This window comes from Mucilaginibacter auburnensis (genome assembly GCF_002797815.1).
GTDB lineage: Bacteria > Bacteroidota > Bacteroidia > Sphingobacteriales > Sphingobacteriaceae > Mucilaginibacter > Mucilaginibacter auburnensis.
Genome location: NZ_PGFJ01000001.1, coordinates 256,655 through 271,982 on the forward strand (window position 1 = coordinate 256,655; position 15,328 = coordinate 271,982).

15 protein-coding genes are annotated in these 15,328 nt (G+C 41.7%); 10 read left to right on the plus strand and 5 right to left on the minus strand.

The features are described 5' to 3' along the window. Positions 1-25 precede the first annotated feature (25 nt). From CLV57_RS01160 to CLV57_RS01170, 3 genes are all read right to left on the minus strand, one after another. Entirely contained in the window at positions 26-610 is a 585-nt protein-coding gene (locus tag CLV57_RS01160) for a carboxymuconolactone decarboxylase family protein (protein ID WP_100339536.1), read from the minus strand. Positions 611-698: 88 nt separating this feature from the next. After that, complete coding sequence (locus tag CLV57_RS01165; protein WP_100339537.1) at positions 699-1,244, minus strand: peroxiredoxin; 546 nt, start codon at positions 1,242-1,244, stop codon at positions 699-701. 142 nt (positions 1,245-1,386) lie between these two features. Next, on the minus strand, positions 1,387-2,100 hold the full coding sequence (locus CLV57_RS01170; RefSeq protein WP_100339538.1) for a LytR/AlgR family response regulator transcription factor: 714 nt from the start codon (positions 2,098-2,100) through the stop codon (positions 1,387-1,389). Positions 2,101-2,227: 127 nt separating this feature from the next. Between CLV57_RS01170 and CLV57_RS01175 the strand changes: the two genes are divergently transcribed. From CLV57_RS01175 to CLV57_RS01190, 4 genes are all read left to right on the plus strand, one after another. Further along, positions 2,228-3,454, plus strand: coding sequence for a sensor histidine kinase (locus tag CLV57_RS01175; RefSeq protein ID WP_100339539.1), 1,227 nt, complete (start codon positions 2,228-2,230; stop codon positions 3,452-3,454). 181 nt (positions 3,455-3,635) lie between these two features. Further along, positions 3,636-4,604, plus strand: a complete 969-nt coding sequence (locus CLV57_RS01180; protein WP_100339540.1) for a hypothetical protein — start codon at positions 3,636-3,638, stop codon at positions 4,602-4,604. Positions 4,605-4,641: 37 nt separating this feature from the next. Then, the gene (locus CLV57_RS01185; RefSeq protein ID WP_100339541.1) at positions 4,642-7,419 is read left to right on the plus strand and encodes an outer membrane beta-barrel protein; all 2,778 of its coding nucleotides are present in this window, start codon (positions 4,642-4,644) and stop codon (positions 7,417-7,419) included. Between the two features lie 109 nt (positions 7,420-7,528). Next, the gene (locus tag CLV57_RS01190; RefSeq protein WP_100339542.1) at positions 7,529-8,341 is read left to right on the plus strand and encodes an MBL fold metallo-hydrolase; all 813 of its coding nucleotides are present in this window, start codon (positions 7,529-7,531) and stop codon (positions 8,339-8,341) included. Positions 8,342-8,740: 399 nt separating this feature from the next. Here CLV57_RS01190 and CLV57_RS01195 read toward each other — a convergent pair whose 3' ends face one another. After that, positions 8,741-9,319, minus strand: a complete 579-nt coding sequence (locus tag CLV57_RS01195) for a DUF4142 domain-containing protein (protein ID WP_100339543.1) — start codon at positions 9,317-9,319, stop codon at positions 8,741-8,743. Positions 9,320-9,442: 123 nt separating this feature from the next. On the opposite strand from CLV57_RS01195, the gene CLV57_RS01200 reads away from it, so the two are divergent. From CLV57_RS01200 to ahcY, 4 genes are all read left to right on the plus strand, one after another. Further along, positions 9,443-9,901: a DUF4920 domain-containing protein gene (locus CLV57_RS01200; protein WP_100339544.1), complete on the plus strand. Its 459-nt coding sequence runs from the start codon at positions 9,443-9,445 to the stop codon at positions 9,899-9,901. Between the two features lie 132 nt (positions 9,902-10,033). Then, on the plus strand, positions 10,034-10,897 hold the full coding sequence (locus CLV57_RS01205; RefSeq protein WP_100339545.1) for a M23 family metallopeptidase: 864 nt from the start codon (positions 10,034-10,036) through the stop codon (positions 10,895-10,897). Next, the gene (locus CLV57_RS01210) at positions 10,897-11,253 is read left to right on the plus strand and encodes a bactofilin family protein (protein WP_100339546.1); all 357 of its coding nucleotides are present in this window, start codon (positions 10,897-10,899) and stop codon (positions 11,251-11,253) included. The genes CLV57_RS01205 and CLV57_RS01210 overlap by 1 nt, the downstream gene beginning before the upstream one ends. An 85-nt stretch (positions 11,254-11,338) precedes the next feature. Then, complete coding sequence (gene ahcY / locus CLV57_RS01215; RefSeq protein WP_100339547.1) at positions 11,339-12,655, plus strand: adenosylhomocysteinase; 1,317 nt, start codon at positions 11,339-11,341, stop codon at positions 12,653-12,655. Positions 12,656-12,739: 84 nt separating this feature from the next. On the opposite strand, the gene CLV57_RS01220 is transcribed toward ahcY, so the two are convergent. Then, a complete protein-coding gene (locus CLV57_RS01220) occupies positions 12,740-13,303 on the minus strand; it encodes a pyridoxamine 5'-phosphate oxidase family protein (RefSeq protein ID WP_100339548.1) in 564 nt (187 codons plus the stop codon). A 73-nt stretch (positions 13,304-13,376) separates the two neighbouring features. On the opposite strand from CLV57_RS01220, the gene CLV57_RS01225 reads away from it, so the two are divergent. Then, a complete protein-coding gene (locus tag CLV57_RS01225) occupies positions 13,377-14,042 on the plus strand; it encodes a FadR/GntR family transcriptional regulator (protein WP_100341267.1) in 666 nt (221 codons plus the stop codon). Positions 14,043-14,082: 40 nt separating this feature from the next. After that, the gene (locus tag CLV57_RS01230; protein ID WP_100339549.1) at positions 14,083-15,303 is read left to right on the plus strand and encodes an MFS transporter; all 1,221 of its coding nucleotides are present in this window, start codon (positions 14,083-14,085) and stop codon (positions 15,301-15,303) included. The last annotated feature ends 25 nt before the right edge of the window (positions 15,304-15,328 follow it).

The following is a 15,328-nucleotide window of genomic DNA, read 5'->3' on the forward strand; positions in this document are numbered from 1 at the left end:
CAGGCGTTAGCGCAAATAAAAGCTATTAAAATATTACTTTTCCGAACGAGGTTACCAGCGAGCCAATACGTACAGCATCAAAAATGCGTTCTTCGGTAGTGCCTAACTTAATTAATGAATCTTCGTGCGCGTTAACACACATTTCGCAGCCATTAACTGCAGAAATTGTTAAACTCATCAGCTCAAAAAACTCCTTACCGGTTACAGGCTTCATCATTAACTGCATGCGTATGCGCGCAGGTATCTGGCTATATTTTTCTTTTTGAGTAAAGTGCCTGAAACGGTAAAACACATTGTTTGAGGCCAGCAGTGATGCGCAGCCTACAGCTTCTGCAATTTCTTCAGCAGTTGCGCCATTTTTTTCCGCAGTAGCGGTATAAAAATTTATCAGGGGCGTGTTATTGTTATTAACTGCTGTTGATAGTCCGAGCAACGCGCACTCTTTCTCGGTTAAATGAGCCGATGTTAGCGTGCTGGTAAAATTAAGTTTCAAATCGCGCACATAACGCGATTCACCTTTTTCAAGCAAGCTTAAACTGGCGTTGCGGTAGCTGTTATCTAACCCTAACGTTTGTAACAACTCGCTTATTGTTTCGGTAGTTTCGTTCATATAAAATTGAATATCAATTACTTATGTTTTTCAAGATATAAAAAATATCCCCGAAACTATTTGCACCGGGGATACTATTATATTGAAATTATACTGTTAAAGTTTCCTGGCCTTTTTCCCAGTTGCAAGGGCAAAGCTCATCGGTTTGCAAACCGTCTAACACGCGCAAAACTTCTTTAACATTACGGCCAACGCTCAAATCGTTAACGCAAACCCAACGTACAATGCCGGTAGGATCAATAATGAACGTAGCGCGGTAAGCAATCTTTTCGTTTGGTTCTAAGATGCCTAACTCCTCTGCTAATGATTTTGAAGTATCAGCCAACATTGGGAATTTAAGATCGCGCAGATCATCATGATGCGTTCTCCATGCAGCGTGAACAAATTCTGAATCGGTTGAAGCACCAATTAAACGGGTTTCACGGTCGCGGAATTCACCATAGTTTTTGTTAAATTCAGCAATCTCTGTAGGGCAAACAAAAGTAAAGTCTTTTGGCCACCAGAACATAACTGTCCATACGTTATCATCGTTAACTAGGTAGTCTGAAGTTAATGTTTCAAACTCTTTACCTTTCTCTAAGCTAACAACAGCTGTTTTTGAAAAAGCAGGAAATTTTTGACCTATTGTAATCATCGTTTTTTCGTTTGTTTTTTGTTGGAACAAATATATATGTTTTTAAGCTGCGGGTGCATTGCATTTGTTTATGGCATATAGAATAAATCTATAGTCCGAATAAAACAAAATAAAAAACGATTATAAAATTATGAGCAGGTTATTAGAAATTTATTTTCCCGGTCATTTGTGTAATGATATCCTTAAAACTATCGCTGTATGGTATCTCTGCATCAGCAATTTTAATGCGGCCTTTCCGTATAGAATGCACATGATCAAGATTAACTATATATGATTTATGCACCCTGAAAAATGTATCACCCGGCAGTTGGCTTTCTAACGATTTTATGGTAACGCGAGATATAATAGCCTTGGGATTGCTAACTCGGTGTATCTTAACATAGTCTTTTAACCCTTCAATGTAAGTAATATCATCATGATTTACTTTTATCAGGTTATAGTCAGCATACAGAAATATGTATTTTCTTGAAGTGTCTGATTTCGCTTCGGGTTGTTTGCGTGTTAACTCAAACTGTTGCTGCGCTTTATTACAAGCCTTCAAAAACCGTTCAAACGATACCGGCTTTAGTAGATAATCAACCACGTCCAACTCAAACCCGTCAAGCGCAAATTCCTGATAAGCGGTAACAAAAATTATGAGTGGTTTTTGTGCCAGGCTTTTAACAAACTGCAATCCGTTTATACCCGGCATTTGTATATCGCAAAATATAAGGTCGATCTCTCTATCCTGCATGAGTTGCAAAGCCTGAGTAGCCGACCGGCAACTAGCCACCAGGTGCAGGTTTTCTACACGGCTTATATTGTCTTCCAGCAGTTCAAGCGCCAATGGCTCGTCGTCAATTATTATACAGTTCATACTTGGTTATTACAATATTAGCAAATATTGCCAACAACTTGGTTCCGGGTAAGCAATTTCGTCGCAGCATTGCGGCGTTTTGTCTCATATATGTTACAGCCTGTTTTTTATTGATTTTATTTGTACCATGAAAAAACTGATTAGTTGGCGCTGGATACAATACGTGCTTCCATCAATAATATGGTTTAGCCTTTTAGTACTTCCTTTTTTAGGCCGGGACGAGAACAGCCCTATTCCTATTGAGCTGCATCGCAGGTTTGTTATGGGGGTTATAACCTCAAACCTGGCGCTACTTATTGTTTTCTATGTACACACCTACGTAGTATATCCCCTAATCAACAAAAAAAGAGCATTGTATATCCTTTCCTTTGTTTTATTAATGGGTGCCTACTGGATCTATTGGGCTTATTTGCGGCCAAACCCATATGAGGGTATGAGGATGCGGCCATGGCAAACCCGTTTTAACGACAGTACGCAACGAGGAAGTTTCGGGCCGCGTGCTCAAGTATTCAGATATGAATTGAAGGATAGCGCTAACAGAACAAACACGAATGAATATCACGGCCCAATGCCTGACAGGTCTCGCGATACAAATAGTTTCAGGCAAGGCGGCCCCCGCATAAATGTATACCGTTTCAGCCGCGGGCCAAGATACATGTATCTTGATCTGCTATCGCCACTGATAGCTATTTTATTGAGCGTTTGTTACCGTATAATAATTGATAATAGGGCCAAACAACAGCTTTTAAAAGAGCGCGAAACAGCTCATCTTAAATCAGAATTAACATTCTTGCGCTCACAGATCAGCCCTCACTTTATATTTAATGTACTGAATAACCTGGTGGCGCTTGCGCGAAAGAAATCAGACGCGTTAGAACCTGCAATAGTCAGCCTGTCGCAACTGATGAGGTACATGTTATATGAAAGTGATGACGCAAAGGTGTTATTAGGGAAGGAAGTTGAATACATAAAAAGCTTTATCAGCCTGCAAATGCTTCGCTTTAGAGATACCGTTAAAACCAATCTGAATGTAGAAGGGAATATTGATTTTTACGCTATTGAACCAATGTTGCTCATTCCTTTTGTTGAAAACGCATTCAAACATGGAACCGGTACCCTCGAGACAGCGGTTATTGATATCAGTTTATCTGTAAACGAGGAGAAACGTATAATGCACTTCAATGTAACCAATGACGTTGGCCCGGCTGATGACTCTAAAGACAGCAACTCTGGCATTGGTATAGCAAATGTGCGCAGGCGGCTTGCAATTTTGTATCCGAACAAGCACGAACTCACTATTTCAAACACACCCGATAAATTTACTGTAGACCTTACCATTCATTTAGCAGAGTAACTATAAATTTACATCACTAATATTTTAGTTTATAAAGGTTTTGTCTAATATTGATGTCGCAGCAATCAGCCATATTGTCGCAACATTATAAGGCCTTGTATACTTTATTTTCACTAATGCTTATTACAACCTAACCTTGTATGTGGTTTAAAATCACGGCAAGTAACCCAGATCAAAAAAGATGAAAAAGCTATTCACAATTACTTCAATATTGGCATTGAGCAGCCTGGCTGTTTTGGCTCAGGAGAAAAAACTGAAAGATGTGCAGGAAACCAGCCTTTGGGCACCAGCAGGTGTTAAAGCTGATGGAAAACTTACTGAATGGAACGACAACTTTCAGGCTTTTAACAAATCAACCAAACTTTATTATACGGTATCAAATGATGAAAAAAACGTCTATTTCGTTTTCAAGTCGGCTGATATGATGAACAATAACAAAATTGCTGCAGGCGGTATAACTATTGCCGTTAATACAGACGGTAAAAAGAAAACTGAAAATGCATATAGCCTTACTTATCCATTTGTTGTACGTCAAAACTTTCAGCGTGGTGGCCAGCGTCCGGGCGGTGCACCCGGTGGTGCTGTTATGGTGATGGGCGGAGGTGCACCCGGTGGAGGCAATATGCGCATGATGATGGGTGGCACGCAAGGGCAAATGGACTCGGCCATGTTAGCCATGCGTAAACAATCTTTGGCTCAGGCTAAAGAAATAAAAGTTGCGGGCTTTAAAGATATTCCCGACTCGTTGATCTCCCTTTATAACGAATATGGGGTAAAAACTATGGCAAACTATGATGATAAGGGCAATTATCAGTACGAAGTTGCCATTCCGTTAAAGTTAATTGGCCTTACTACAGCCAGCACCAACGAAATTGCTTATAACGTTAAAGTTAACGGCTTGCAAATACCCGGCCTTAACATTGGCGATTTGGCAATGGGCGGCGGTATGGGAGGTGGCATGGGCGGCGGGGGCCCTGAAGCTGGCGGCCCTGCTGCAGGTGGCGGTGGTCCGCGTGTAGTTACTATGAGAATGAACGGTGGCTTTGCCGGCAGCGGAGGAAGCGCGCCACGAGGAAATAACACCTTTAATCTTCAGGAAATGACAAGCCCAAGCGATTTTTGGGGCAAATATACCCTTGCAAAAAAATAATATAACCAACACCAACCTATATAAATAAACTTATACAATGAAGAAACTATTACTACTGGCTGTGGGGCTTTTATTCTCATGCAGCTTATTTGCCCAGCAGCCGGCACAAGCGTTGCCAGAACCACTTCCCTCGCGCGAAGTGAGCGGCGTGGTTAAAGACGCTAAAGGCGAAACCATTATTGGTGCCAGCGTTAAGCTGGTATCTGCAAAAGACTCACTTGTTGCCGCAACCAATGAAGATGGTATTTTCATCTTTAAAGATGTAAAGCTGGCTACTTTTGTGTTAACGGTAAAATTTGTTGGTCAGGCTACAGAGATAAGGAGGTACAAGCAAAATGATGTTATCAAACGAATTGTTCTTGATCCGATTGAAATGCATGATGAGGGTAAATTGCTTGAGGTAGTTACGGTAAATGGCCAACCAAGTATCACTTATAAAACAGATACCGTAGAATACCGCGCAAGCGATTATAAAGTACGTGCAAATGCCACTGTTGACGAAATGCTGAAAAAGGCTGAAGGCTTTGAAGTTGGCACAGATGGTTCTGTAACCTTCCAGGGCCAATCGGTAACTAAAGCCCGTTTAAATGGAAAAGACTATGCAGGCGGAGATGTAGCTCAGGCAATACAATCATTACCGGCAGATATTGTAGACAAATTTCAGGTAGTTGATGACTACGGCGACCAGGCTGGCCGTACCGGTATTAAAACCGGCGATCCAACTAAAGTACTTAACCTAACAACCCGTGCTGACAGATCTGTTGGTAACATTATTCGGGCAAGCGCCAATGTCGGGTCGCGTGAAAGGCATGAAGAACGGGTAAGTGTACAACGCCTCAACGGCAATCAGGTAATAGGCATCAATGGTACAATCTCAAACACGCTTAACGGTATACCAACGTTTAACCAAAATGGTGTTATACAAGTTAACGGCAGTGGAGGTAACACCGTTAGCGGTAACCCATCTATAAACTATCGTGATCAATTGAGTAAAACGTTACAAGTTAACGGTAGTTATGGTTACAACTTCTCAAATGGCACCACTACCAATAATACAGAGGACCTAACCCTTTACAGGCAACCAGACGGTAGCAGTAAAGAGGTTTTTTCAACTACAAATAGTAAAAATCTGAACAACAATAAAACTCATCGCGTAAGCATGGAGTTTGAGTTTACTCCAGACAGCTCTAACTTTTTCCGGATAACTCCAAGTTTTAGCTATGCTAATTCTTCCTCAACAAACATGCAGGATCAAACGCAAAAAGGTTTTATAAACCAAATCAATAACAGCAATAACAAAACAAGTTCTTCCACTCCAACTTATGGTATAATAGCTTTTTATCAGTATATATTTAAGAAAAACCACCGCCGAAATCTTTCTATTCAGTTTAATTTAACAAATGCTGATCAGTCACAAGAAAGAGAACAAAACTCCCTTGTACAAAGCACCGATGGTACTGTAATCAAAAATCCTTTTATTCATCGTATTATCACCACTGACAACTTTTCAAAAAACTATCGCGCAAGCATTACCTATGTAGAACCTTTAGGTGCTTACTCTCAATTAGAGTTTAACGGCTCAAGCAATTATCGCGGATACGACAATTCATTACTAACTGACAGTTTAAATGACCAAGGTGCTGCTACAAGGCTTGATTATGCTTCAAATGTTTACAATTATTCATTTACAGAGTCAAGGGCGAACCTTAACTATCGTTTGGTGAAAACTAAATTTAACATATCGCTTGGTGCAACTGCCATTCCAACACACATGGAAGGTGTTAACGTAAGCCGCGGAAATATTCAAACAGTCAGAAATAATTTCTTTCTGGTACCCTTGTTACGTTTCCAATATCAATGGTCTCGCCAACAACAGTTAGCTATCAATTATAGTGGTACACCAAGCGAACCGTCATTTGACCAAATACAACCTGTTCCTGATTTATCACAGGCTCCTAACCGTACAATAGGTAACCCGGATTTAAAACCAGCTTTCAGGCATACTGTTTCTGTGAGGTATAACAACTATATCGCTAATAGCAGACTTAACTTATCGGCAAACATTAATGGAAGTTTGAATAACAACCAGATAGTTACAGACTCGCGAGTTATTGCTACCGCAAGCGGCGCTGGTCGTGAAACGCGTTACGTTAACATGAATGGTGGTAAAACGGTATCAGGAACCTATAACATTTCTAAAAGTTTTAGCGACAGACGTTATACGTTGATGTTAGATGGCCGCGCCAGTTACAACTATACTGTTGGCTTAAGCAACGGCTTAGCAACTAATGGCACAACTTATACATTCTCTGAACGATTCGGCCCAAGAATAAATCCCAATGATGTAATTGAGATAAATCCAACAGTAAGGCACACTTTAACCCGCACATTTAGTAGCTTGGGCGGCGCTGCAAATAATAATGTAACTTACTTAAGCGCCAATTTAGAAGGGCGCGTATACTTTGGTAAAGACAGAAGCTGGGCTTTCGAGTACGACCTCAGCAAAAACTATGTAAAAGGGCTACAAAGCAATGTCGCTGCAAATCCATTTGTTGCAAACGCTTATCTTGAAAAGCAATTGTTTGCGAAACGTAACGGCGTTTTAAGGATATCAATGTATGACATATTCAATCAAAACAATTTTATCAACCGTGCGCAAAAAAACAATGGTAATGGCTGGACAGATACACGTTCAAGTTTGTTTAGCCAATACATAATGGTTGGCTTTACGCTTAACCTGCAAAAATGGAGCGGCACTCCACAAAGGGGCGGCAGAACATTGCAACGTCGCGGAGACGGTAGCTTTATCTACTAAAACTTTAAATACAATTTGATTAAACAATAGCCGGGCTGCTGTAGCAATACAGCGCCCGGTTTTTTTATGCTTGTTGTTTTAGCAATAAAAAACCAGTTATTTTGTTCTTATGAGTGTGTGGGTGGCTTCATTAAATTCGGGCAGTAACGGCAATTGTTATTACATAGGCAATGAACATGAAGCTGTGCTGATAGATGCAGGCATATCATGCCGCGAAACCGAAGCACGCATGGCACGCCTGGGTTTGTCAATGCGCAAGGTTAGCGCTATTTTCATTTCGCATGAGCATAGTGATCACATCCGCGGTTTAACTGTATTGGCTAAAAAATATAACCTCCCGGTTTACATTACCCCTCCTACCCTTTTTCGTTCCGGTTTGCAAATTGACGGACAGTTGTTGCGTACATTCAGCGCTGAAGAAGCAGTAAGTGTTGGAAGCTTATCTGTTATACCATTTAGTAAAATCCATGATGCAGCACATCCGCATAGCTTTACGGTAACTTGTGGTGATTTGAAGGTTGGGGTATTTACAGACCTCGGCGTTGTATGCGAAAACCTGATCTCTCATTTTCAGCAATGTCATGCAGCTTTTTTGGAAGCAAACTATGACGATGACATGTTGGAGCAAGGCCGGTATCCGTATCACTTAAAACGGCGTATACGTGGTGGCCAAGGCCATCTTTCCAACAAACAGGCCTTAGCACTTTTTGAAAGTTATCGGCCATCGTTCATGTCACACTTGTTTCTTTCCCATTTGTCAAAAGATAATAATTGCCCCGATCTTGCATTAAACTTGTTTAAAAGCCGCGCCGCAACTACTGAAGTGATTGTTGCTTCACGTTATGAAGAGACAGCTTTATACCGTATAACTGCTGCTCAGACAAAACTCCCTCCTGCAAAAGCGCAATACGTTCTTTTCTAAGCATTATTTTGACGACTCATTTAGCTGTTTAAACAATCATTAAGCAACAATGCACTAAAAACAGGAAAAAGTTGTCAAAAAATTAAAAAAATGGAATTAAATGGGGTTTTTTTAATGAATTTATAATTCATGTGGCTACGGAAAGCGACGTCTTTATCTATAATAAGGTCATAAAAAAAGGAGAAGTTACTACGCTTCTCCTTCCATTAACTGATCTTATTATCCTCATAAAGAACAAATTGGTTTAGTCCGATGTAATAAGTAAAACAAAGGTATAAAATTAGATGTTAGTTTTGGGATAAAATTTTCACTTTTTTTCAAAAAAAATACAAAAAAGGGTAAAAAATGACTAAAAATTGCCTTTTTTGCCCCTTTTTTACATTTTTTCTTCACCTCTGATTATTTCATTCCGTCTTTAATAGCCGTAATTTTATCCAGGTGACCTTTTAATACAGGCAACGTTTTGTCAACAAACGCCTTCAATTCAGGGTCTTTCAAGTTCTTACTTGCCGATTCAAATTTTGATACATCCTTTTTATGATCATCAACCATCTCGTTTACGTAAGCTTTATCAAAATCAGCTCCGGTTTTTTCTGATAAACTTTTCATCATTGACTTTGATTCGCTGCTTACCGAATCAGGAAGGGTAATGTTTTTTGCTTTTGCTAAAGCCATCAATTCTTCGTTTGCTTTTGAGTGGTCCATTACCATCATGCTGGCAAACTCTTTAACTTTAGCGTTGGTAGCCTTTTGCTGAGCGAGTTTACCCAACTCAACTTCAGTCATTCCGCCGTTTGCTGCGTCAACAACAAATTTGGAATCATCTTCAACAACAGCAATACCCGGGCCAGCCACAGAGGTATCTTTCTCCATGTTTACACTGTCTGCAGTTTCGGTACTGTCTTTCTCGGCACTGTTACAGGCCTGAAACATCAGAGCCGACAGCGCAATCATTAATGTTACATTTAATTTTTTCATAGTGATAGTTTTTTAACCTCCAACACCAGTTAAACAAATTTTGTTTTTAGTAAATTTTTTTAACCGTTGAGCATCCTCTATCAAAAACATCAAACCTTGACCCTTACTTATTGTTAAAACTACATGAGATATCTCTTAGCTTGTATAGGCCTTTGCATGGCTTTAAACACCTATGCACAACGGACACCGCTTCCACATGGAATGATATTCGGCACCAAACCTGATACAAGTGTAGTTTTAGATGCAGCTAAACTGGATAGCTCAATGGATAGAAGAAACCGTATCTCTACCATAATTAAAGGCCGCGTTTTAAGAGTTACTGACACTCAAAATGGCTGGTTTGAAATGGAGGCCGGCAAGGGCAAGCTTATCTCTGCGCGTTTTAAAAATGACGGCATCAAGCTACCCTCCGCGTTAAAAGGGCGCGTGGTTATTATACAAGGTATAGCTGCCCGAAAAATGGAAGCAGTTAACGGCAAACCTGCAGGCACTGTGGTAAAAAATGTTAAAGACCCTGAAAAAACCAGAGACGGTACTATTCCGCTTATTTTTGAAGTTGCGGGGCTCATGGTTTACCAGTAGCTATCATTATAACTCGTATTAAATCAGTACATATTTGTTTAAAAAGCAGATGCTTACCGTTATTTTTATCAAATAAGCCATTGATTTTTTATGTGCTTTTTATAACTTGCCCATCCCTAGTTAAAAAAGCAAATGAAGTTAAAGTCCCGAGACGTTAGCACTGTCATCATTATAAATAAAAGTGACGCAGCAACCAAAACGCTGCAGGTAAAAACAAAGCATATAAGCAGGTTAAAGTATTACGCACTGGGTTTGTTCAGCATAATATCCCTGCTTATACTCACCATTTTTATACAGCAAAAACAAAGCGCACAGCATGAACTGGAACGCCAGCAACTGCTATCACAGATAAGCAATTTGAAAGGTCAGATACCCGAAACGGTCAAAAAAACTGAAGAAGACCACGAAGCACAAAGCTACGTTCAGGCTATTGAAGGAAAGCTGAAAAAGATCAACGATTATTTAAGAAAACGCGGTTTGAAAAGCTTTACTGCGCCTGCCATGGGTGGCAACGGGAATGCCGACACTGCTTTATCTGACAAGGAAGTTTATATGGCTTATGATAGCTATTTGAATAGCGTTGTAAATGCAGTGGCCTTCACACCTATGGGCTACCCGCGTATCAGCGCTTTTACATCAAGGTTTGGCTACAGGAGTGATCCTTTTAGCAGCGGCCGTGCAGAATACCACCCCGGTATTGACTTTAAAGGCAATTATGGCGACGGCGTAAAATGCACCGCCAATGGCCGTGTTGTTGCAGCAGGATGGGCAGGCGGTTATGGCAACTGCGTACGTGTTAAGCATAATAATGGTTACGAAACGCTGTATGGTCACCTGTCGCGCATTACGGTGAAGGTTGGACAAAAGGTTAGCGTTGGCGATAAAGTTGGTCAGGTTGGCTCAACCGGCCGGTCAACGGGGGCACATTTACATTACGAGGTTAGACTAAATGGAAAACCGGTGAACCCAACCAGGTTTTTAACGCTGAATAACTAATGGGGCTTTTAAAAAAGAACACAGAAGCCGCCATTTACAAGCAAACCGTAACTACCCTGATAAGCGAGGGTTCGGTTGTTAGTGGTAGCTTAACAGCGAAGGCCTTTGCCCGCATAGACGGCCACATAAAAGGCGATGTTGAAATATCCGAAGGGATAATATTAGGTAAACATGGCAGCATTGATGGCCATGTACGTACCAAAGAAATGGTTGTGCATGGTAAGGTTAACGGCAACATTACGGTCAACTCCATTGAAATTGGCGCCACCGGCGTTGTAACCGGCGATATCACTACTGCTTCTTTATCTGTTGAAACGGGTGGTGTTTACAACGGCAGGCTGGTTATGCATACCTAATCGTCATAAATGTGTAGTGAAAATCAAAGCATTTCACTTTCACGGGGGAATACTGTATTTTTGCATTTCAAAAAATTGAAACGCTATGTCATCAGTAGAGACCGCTTACACCAAATACAAAGTTAAAGACTTTTCGCTTGCAGAATGGGGCCGCAAAGAAATTGAATTAGCCGAAGCAGAAATGCCGGGCTTAATGGCCCTTCGTAAAGAATTTGGTGCATCAAAACCATTAAAAGGAGCGCGCATTGCAGGCTGTCTGCACATGACCATCCAAACCGCAGTATTAATTGAAACGCTTGTTGAACTGGGTGCAGAAGTTACCTGGTCATCATGTAATATATTCTCAACACAAGACCACGCCGCTGCTGCTATTGCTGCTGCCGGTATTTCTGTTTACGCCTGGAAGGGCATGAATGCCGAAGAGTTTGACTGGTGCATTGAGCAAACGCTTTTCTTTGGCGAAGACCGCCAGCCGTTAAACATGATCTTAGATGACGGTGGCGACTTAACCAATATGGTGTTAGACCGTTACCCTGAGCTGGTTGCCGGCATCAGAGGCATCTCTGAAGAAACTACTACCGGTGTACACCGCTTATACGAGCGTGTTAAAGCCGGTACTTTACCAATGCCTGCCATCAACATTAACGACTCGGTTACCAAATCAAAATTTGATAATAAATATGGCTGCCGCGAGTCATTGGTTGACGCTATCCGTCGTGCAACTGATGTGATGATGGCCGGTAAAGTAGGTGTTGTTTGCGGTTATGGCGACGTAGGTAAAGGCAGCGCCGACTCATTACGCAACGCAGGTGTACGTGTTATTGTAACCGAAATTGACCCTATCTGCGCTTTACAGGCAGCTATGGAAGGCTATGAGGTTAAAAAATTAAGCACCGCTATTGCTGAGGCCGATATAGTAGTTACTGCTACAGGCAACAAAAACATCGTTCGTGAGGAGCATTTCCGCGCGCTTAAAGACAAAGCTATTGTTTGTAACATAGGTCACTTTGATAATGAAATTGACATGGCCTGGTTAAACGGTGCTTATGGCAACACCAAAATTGAAATTAAGCCACAGGTTGACAAATATACCATTGAAGGTAAAGACGTAATTGTATTAGCCGAAGGCCGTTTAGTTAACTTAGGTTGTGCAACCGGTCACCCAAGCTTTGTAATGAGTAACTCATTCACCAACCAAACGTTGGCACAATTAGAGCTTTGGACCAATACCGACAAATACGAAAACCAGGTTTATGTGTTGCCTAAACACCTTGATGAAAAAGTTGCACGCCTGCACCTGGCTAAAATTGGTGTTGAGCTTGACGTTTTAGATCAAGATCAGGCAGATTACATTGGCGTACCGGTTGAAGGTCCGTTTAAACCGGAATACTACCGCTATTAATATAAGGTAAAAGGCGAAAGCTAAAAGGTTAAAGGCTCGATGTATATCGGGCCTTTTTTGTTGGGTGTCCGTCCGTTTTGTACTTTACCTCCTGACCGACTTATAGGCCATTGCCGTTGGCAATCCGTCTAAACTGATCCTGTTTTTTTCTCGCTTGTACTTCTCTAAACCTTCGGGTCCTTTATTTTCGGCCCATTTGTAGGCATGGTCACGTTCTCCGGTATGCTTATAAAGCGGCACACTAAAGCCGCATGACGTTTGCACCATAGTAATATCTGCCACAATAATTTGTCGGGTAAAGGGCAGCAGATCAAAATGCTGAGAAAGTTCAGACCAGTCGGCATCGCCTGGTAACACTGTTCTGCCGGTGCCATACAACCTCAGTATAAGCGGCGGGCCGTCAAAGGCACAAAACATAAACGTTACGCGTCCATTTTCTAACAGGTGCGCCGATGTCTCATTGCCACTTCCCACAATATCCATATAGGCAACCTGGTTAGCGCTCAACACCCGGAAGCAATCCAAGCCTTTTGGCGATAAATTGATATGCCCATTGGCCGCTAATGGTGCTGAACTCACAAAAAACATTTTTTGTTTGGCCATGAACTCCGCGTGCTTTTCTTCAATTTGATTGTAAAACTTTCCCATGGTTGATGAAGTATTAAACCATAAGTTATAAATAATTCCCTACATTTGCAATTCATCAGATGATATGTTGATTATGGAAATATTCATCGCTAAACGTTCATTGGCCGAGCAGGTAGCCGGTAAACTGCAGGAGCAGATATCGCTCGGGAAATACCAGGTGAATGAAAAACTACCCATTGAACCCGAACTCATGAAGATGTTCGGTGTGGGCCGCTCTACCATTAGGGAAGCTATAAAGGTGTTGGCTAATTCGGGTTTGGTGCGCGTACAGCAAGGTGCAGGCACTTTTGTGGCAGATGCCATCGCAGGTAAAGAACCCTTTGAGCAGCGCCTTAAACGCGCTAACAATACTGACCTTAACGAGGTGCGTGAGCTAATTGAAATGAAAATAGCCGAAAAAGCCGCCCAAAACCGGTCTGATAAAGATGTGGAAGAGATAAGCAAACACCTCCGTAACAGAAAAGAAGCTGCCGAAAGCGGTTTAATGAGGGAGTGTATTGAGGCCGATATCAGCTTTCACCTCGCTATTGCGCAGGCATCTAAGAATGAGATACTGGCAGACTTATACCGCTCGGTGGCTAATCATCTTAAAAACTGGTTCCTTGATTTTTATGTTGATACCAGCGCCTTTAAACGCACCTATCACCTGCACGAAGAATTGCTTAACAACATTATAAAACAGGATGCTAAAGCGGCATGGAATACCGCCGCCGAAATTGTTGCACCCAAAAGTTATTGATCATTTACCATCAGCCTTAAAAGGCTAATTATAAATATATATGGCTACCATTACCACCACCAATACCGATAGCAAACAAGCTGTACAGCAAACGGTATTTTCTATTTTGTTTACCATCAGCGCAGCACACTTTATAAATGACGTGCTGCAATCAGTTATCCCATCTGTATACCCTATGTTCAAGGCTAAATACAATTTAACCTTCGCGCAGATCGGGCTAATTACCCTAACCAACCAACTCACCGCCTCGTTATTGCAACCTATAGTAGGAAATTATACCGACAGAAAGCCACGTCCGTATTCATTGGCTATCGGCATGTGCTTTACATTAGTGGGTCTCTTGTCACTATCAATGGTATCAGGGTTTATCCATATCCTCATGTCGGTTGCATTGGTAGGTATAGGTTCATCTATCTTCCATCCGGAGGCCTCAAGAGTGGCTCACCTGGCATCGGGCGGTAAAAAGGGTTTGGCGCAGTCTATATTTCAATTAGGCGGAAATGCAGGAAGTGCCATCGGTCCGCTGGCTGCGGCTATTATTGTTATACCCAGAGGACAATCTAACATCATATGGTTCTGCTTGCTGGCTATTGCGGGCATCATCATATTAGCTCGTATTGCCAAATGGTATCAAGCGCGTATTGCCGACAGGGTAAAGAAAAAATATGAGTCGTCGGGCGATATTAATCCGGCCTTGTCTAAACAAAGGGTAATATGGTCATTGATCATTTTGCTGGTGTTGGTATTCTCCAAATACTTTTACATGGCCAGCATGACCAGCTATTATACCTTCTTTTTGATAGATAAGTTCCACTTAACCATACAGCAATCACAGATCTATCTGTTTACGTTTCTTGGCTCAGTAGCAGCAGGCACCTTATTTGGCGGCCCATTGGGCGATCGCTTTGGCCGTAAATACATCATCTGGATATCTATATTAGGAGTAGCGCCATTTACATTAATGTTGCCTTATGCATCGCTGTTTTGGACAGGCGTATTATCAGCCATAATTGGCTTTATTCTGGCATCTGCATTCTCGGCCATTTTGGTTTATGCTACCGAGTTGGTACCGGGTAAAGTAGGTATGATAGCAGGATTGTTCTTCGGCCTGGCGTTTGGTATGGGCGGTTTAGGTTCGGCGCTTTTAGGTAAACTGGCTGACGCTACCAGTATTAACTACGTGTTCAGGGTTTGTGCATTTTTACCGCTGATAGGCATACTAACAAGCTTGCTGCCGAATATTGAGGGGAAGAAGGCGTAAGCAAGCCCGTCCGACCGTCCGAAAG

Bases quoted from the DNA above. Each gene is read 5' to 3' on its own strand.
- CLV57_RS01185 (WP_100339541.1), top strand. From the start codon at position 4,642: ATGAAGAAACTATTACTACTGGCTGTGGGGCTTTTATTCTCATGCAGC.
- CLV57_RS01225 (WP_100341267.1), top strand. From the start codon at position 13,377: ATGGAAATATTCATCGCTAAACGTTCATTGGCCGAGCAGGTAGCCGGT.
- CLV57_RS01220 (WP_100339548.1), bottom strand. From the start codon at position 13,303: ATGGGAAAGTTTTACAATCAAATTGAAGAAAAGCACGCGGAGTTCATG.
- CLV57_RS01180 (WP_100339540.1), top strand. From the start codon at position 3,636: ATGAAAAAGCTATTCACAATTACTTCAATATTGGCATTGAGCAGCCTG.
- CLV57_RS01230 (WP_100339549.1), top strand. From the start codon at position 14,083: ATGGCTACCATTACCACCACCAATACCGATAGCAAACAAGCTGTACAG.
- CLV57_RS01170 (WP_100339538.1), bottom strand. From the start codon at position 2,100: ATGAACTGTATAATAATTGACGACGAGCCATTGGCGCTTGAACTGCTG.
- CLV57_RS01200 (WP_100339544.1), top strand. From the start codon at position 9,443: ATGAGATATCTCTTAGCTTGTATAGGCCTTTGCATGGCTTTAAACACC.
- ahcY (WP_100339547.1), top strand. From the start codon at position 11,339: ATGTCATCAGTAGAGACCGCTTACACCAAATACAAAGTTAAAGACTTT.
- CLV57_RS01190 (WP_100339542.1), top strand. From the start codon at position 7,529: ATGAGTGTGTGGGTGGCTTCATTAAATTCGGGCAGTAACGGCAATTGT.
- CLV57_RS01175 (WP_100339539.1), top strand. From the start codon at position 2,228: ATGAAAAAACTGATTAGTTGGCGCTGGATACAATACGTGCTTCCATCA.
- CLV57_RS01195 (WP_100339543.1), bottom strand. From the start codon at position 9,319: ATGAAAAAATTAAATGTAACATTAATGATTGCGCTGTCGGCTCTGATG.
- CLV57_RS01210 (WP_100339546.1), top strand. From the start codon at position 10,897: ATGGGGCTTTTAAAAAAGAACACAGAAGCCGCCATTTACAAGCAAACC.
- CLV57_RS01205 (WP_100339545.1), top strand. From the start codon at position 10,034: ATGAAGTTAAAGTCCCGAGACGTTAGCACTGTCATCATTATAAATAAA.
- CLV57_RS01165 (WP_100339537.1), bottom strand. From the start codon at position 1,244: ATGATTACAATAGGTCAAAAATTTCCTGCTTTTTCAAAAACAGCTGTT.
- CLV57_RS01160 (WP_100339536.1), bottom strand. From the start codon at position 610: ATGAACGAAACTACCGAAACAATAAGCGAGTTGTTACAAACGTTAGGG.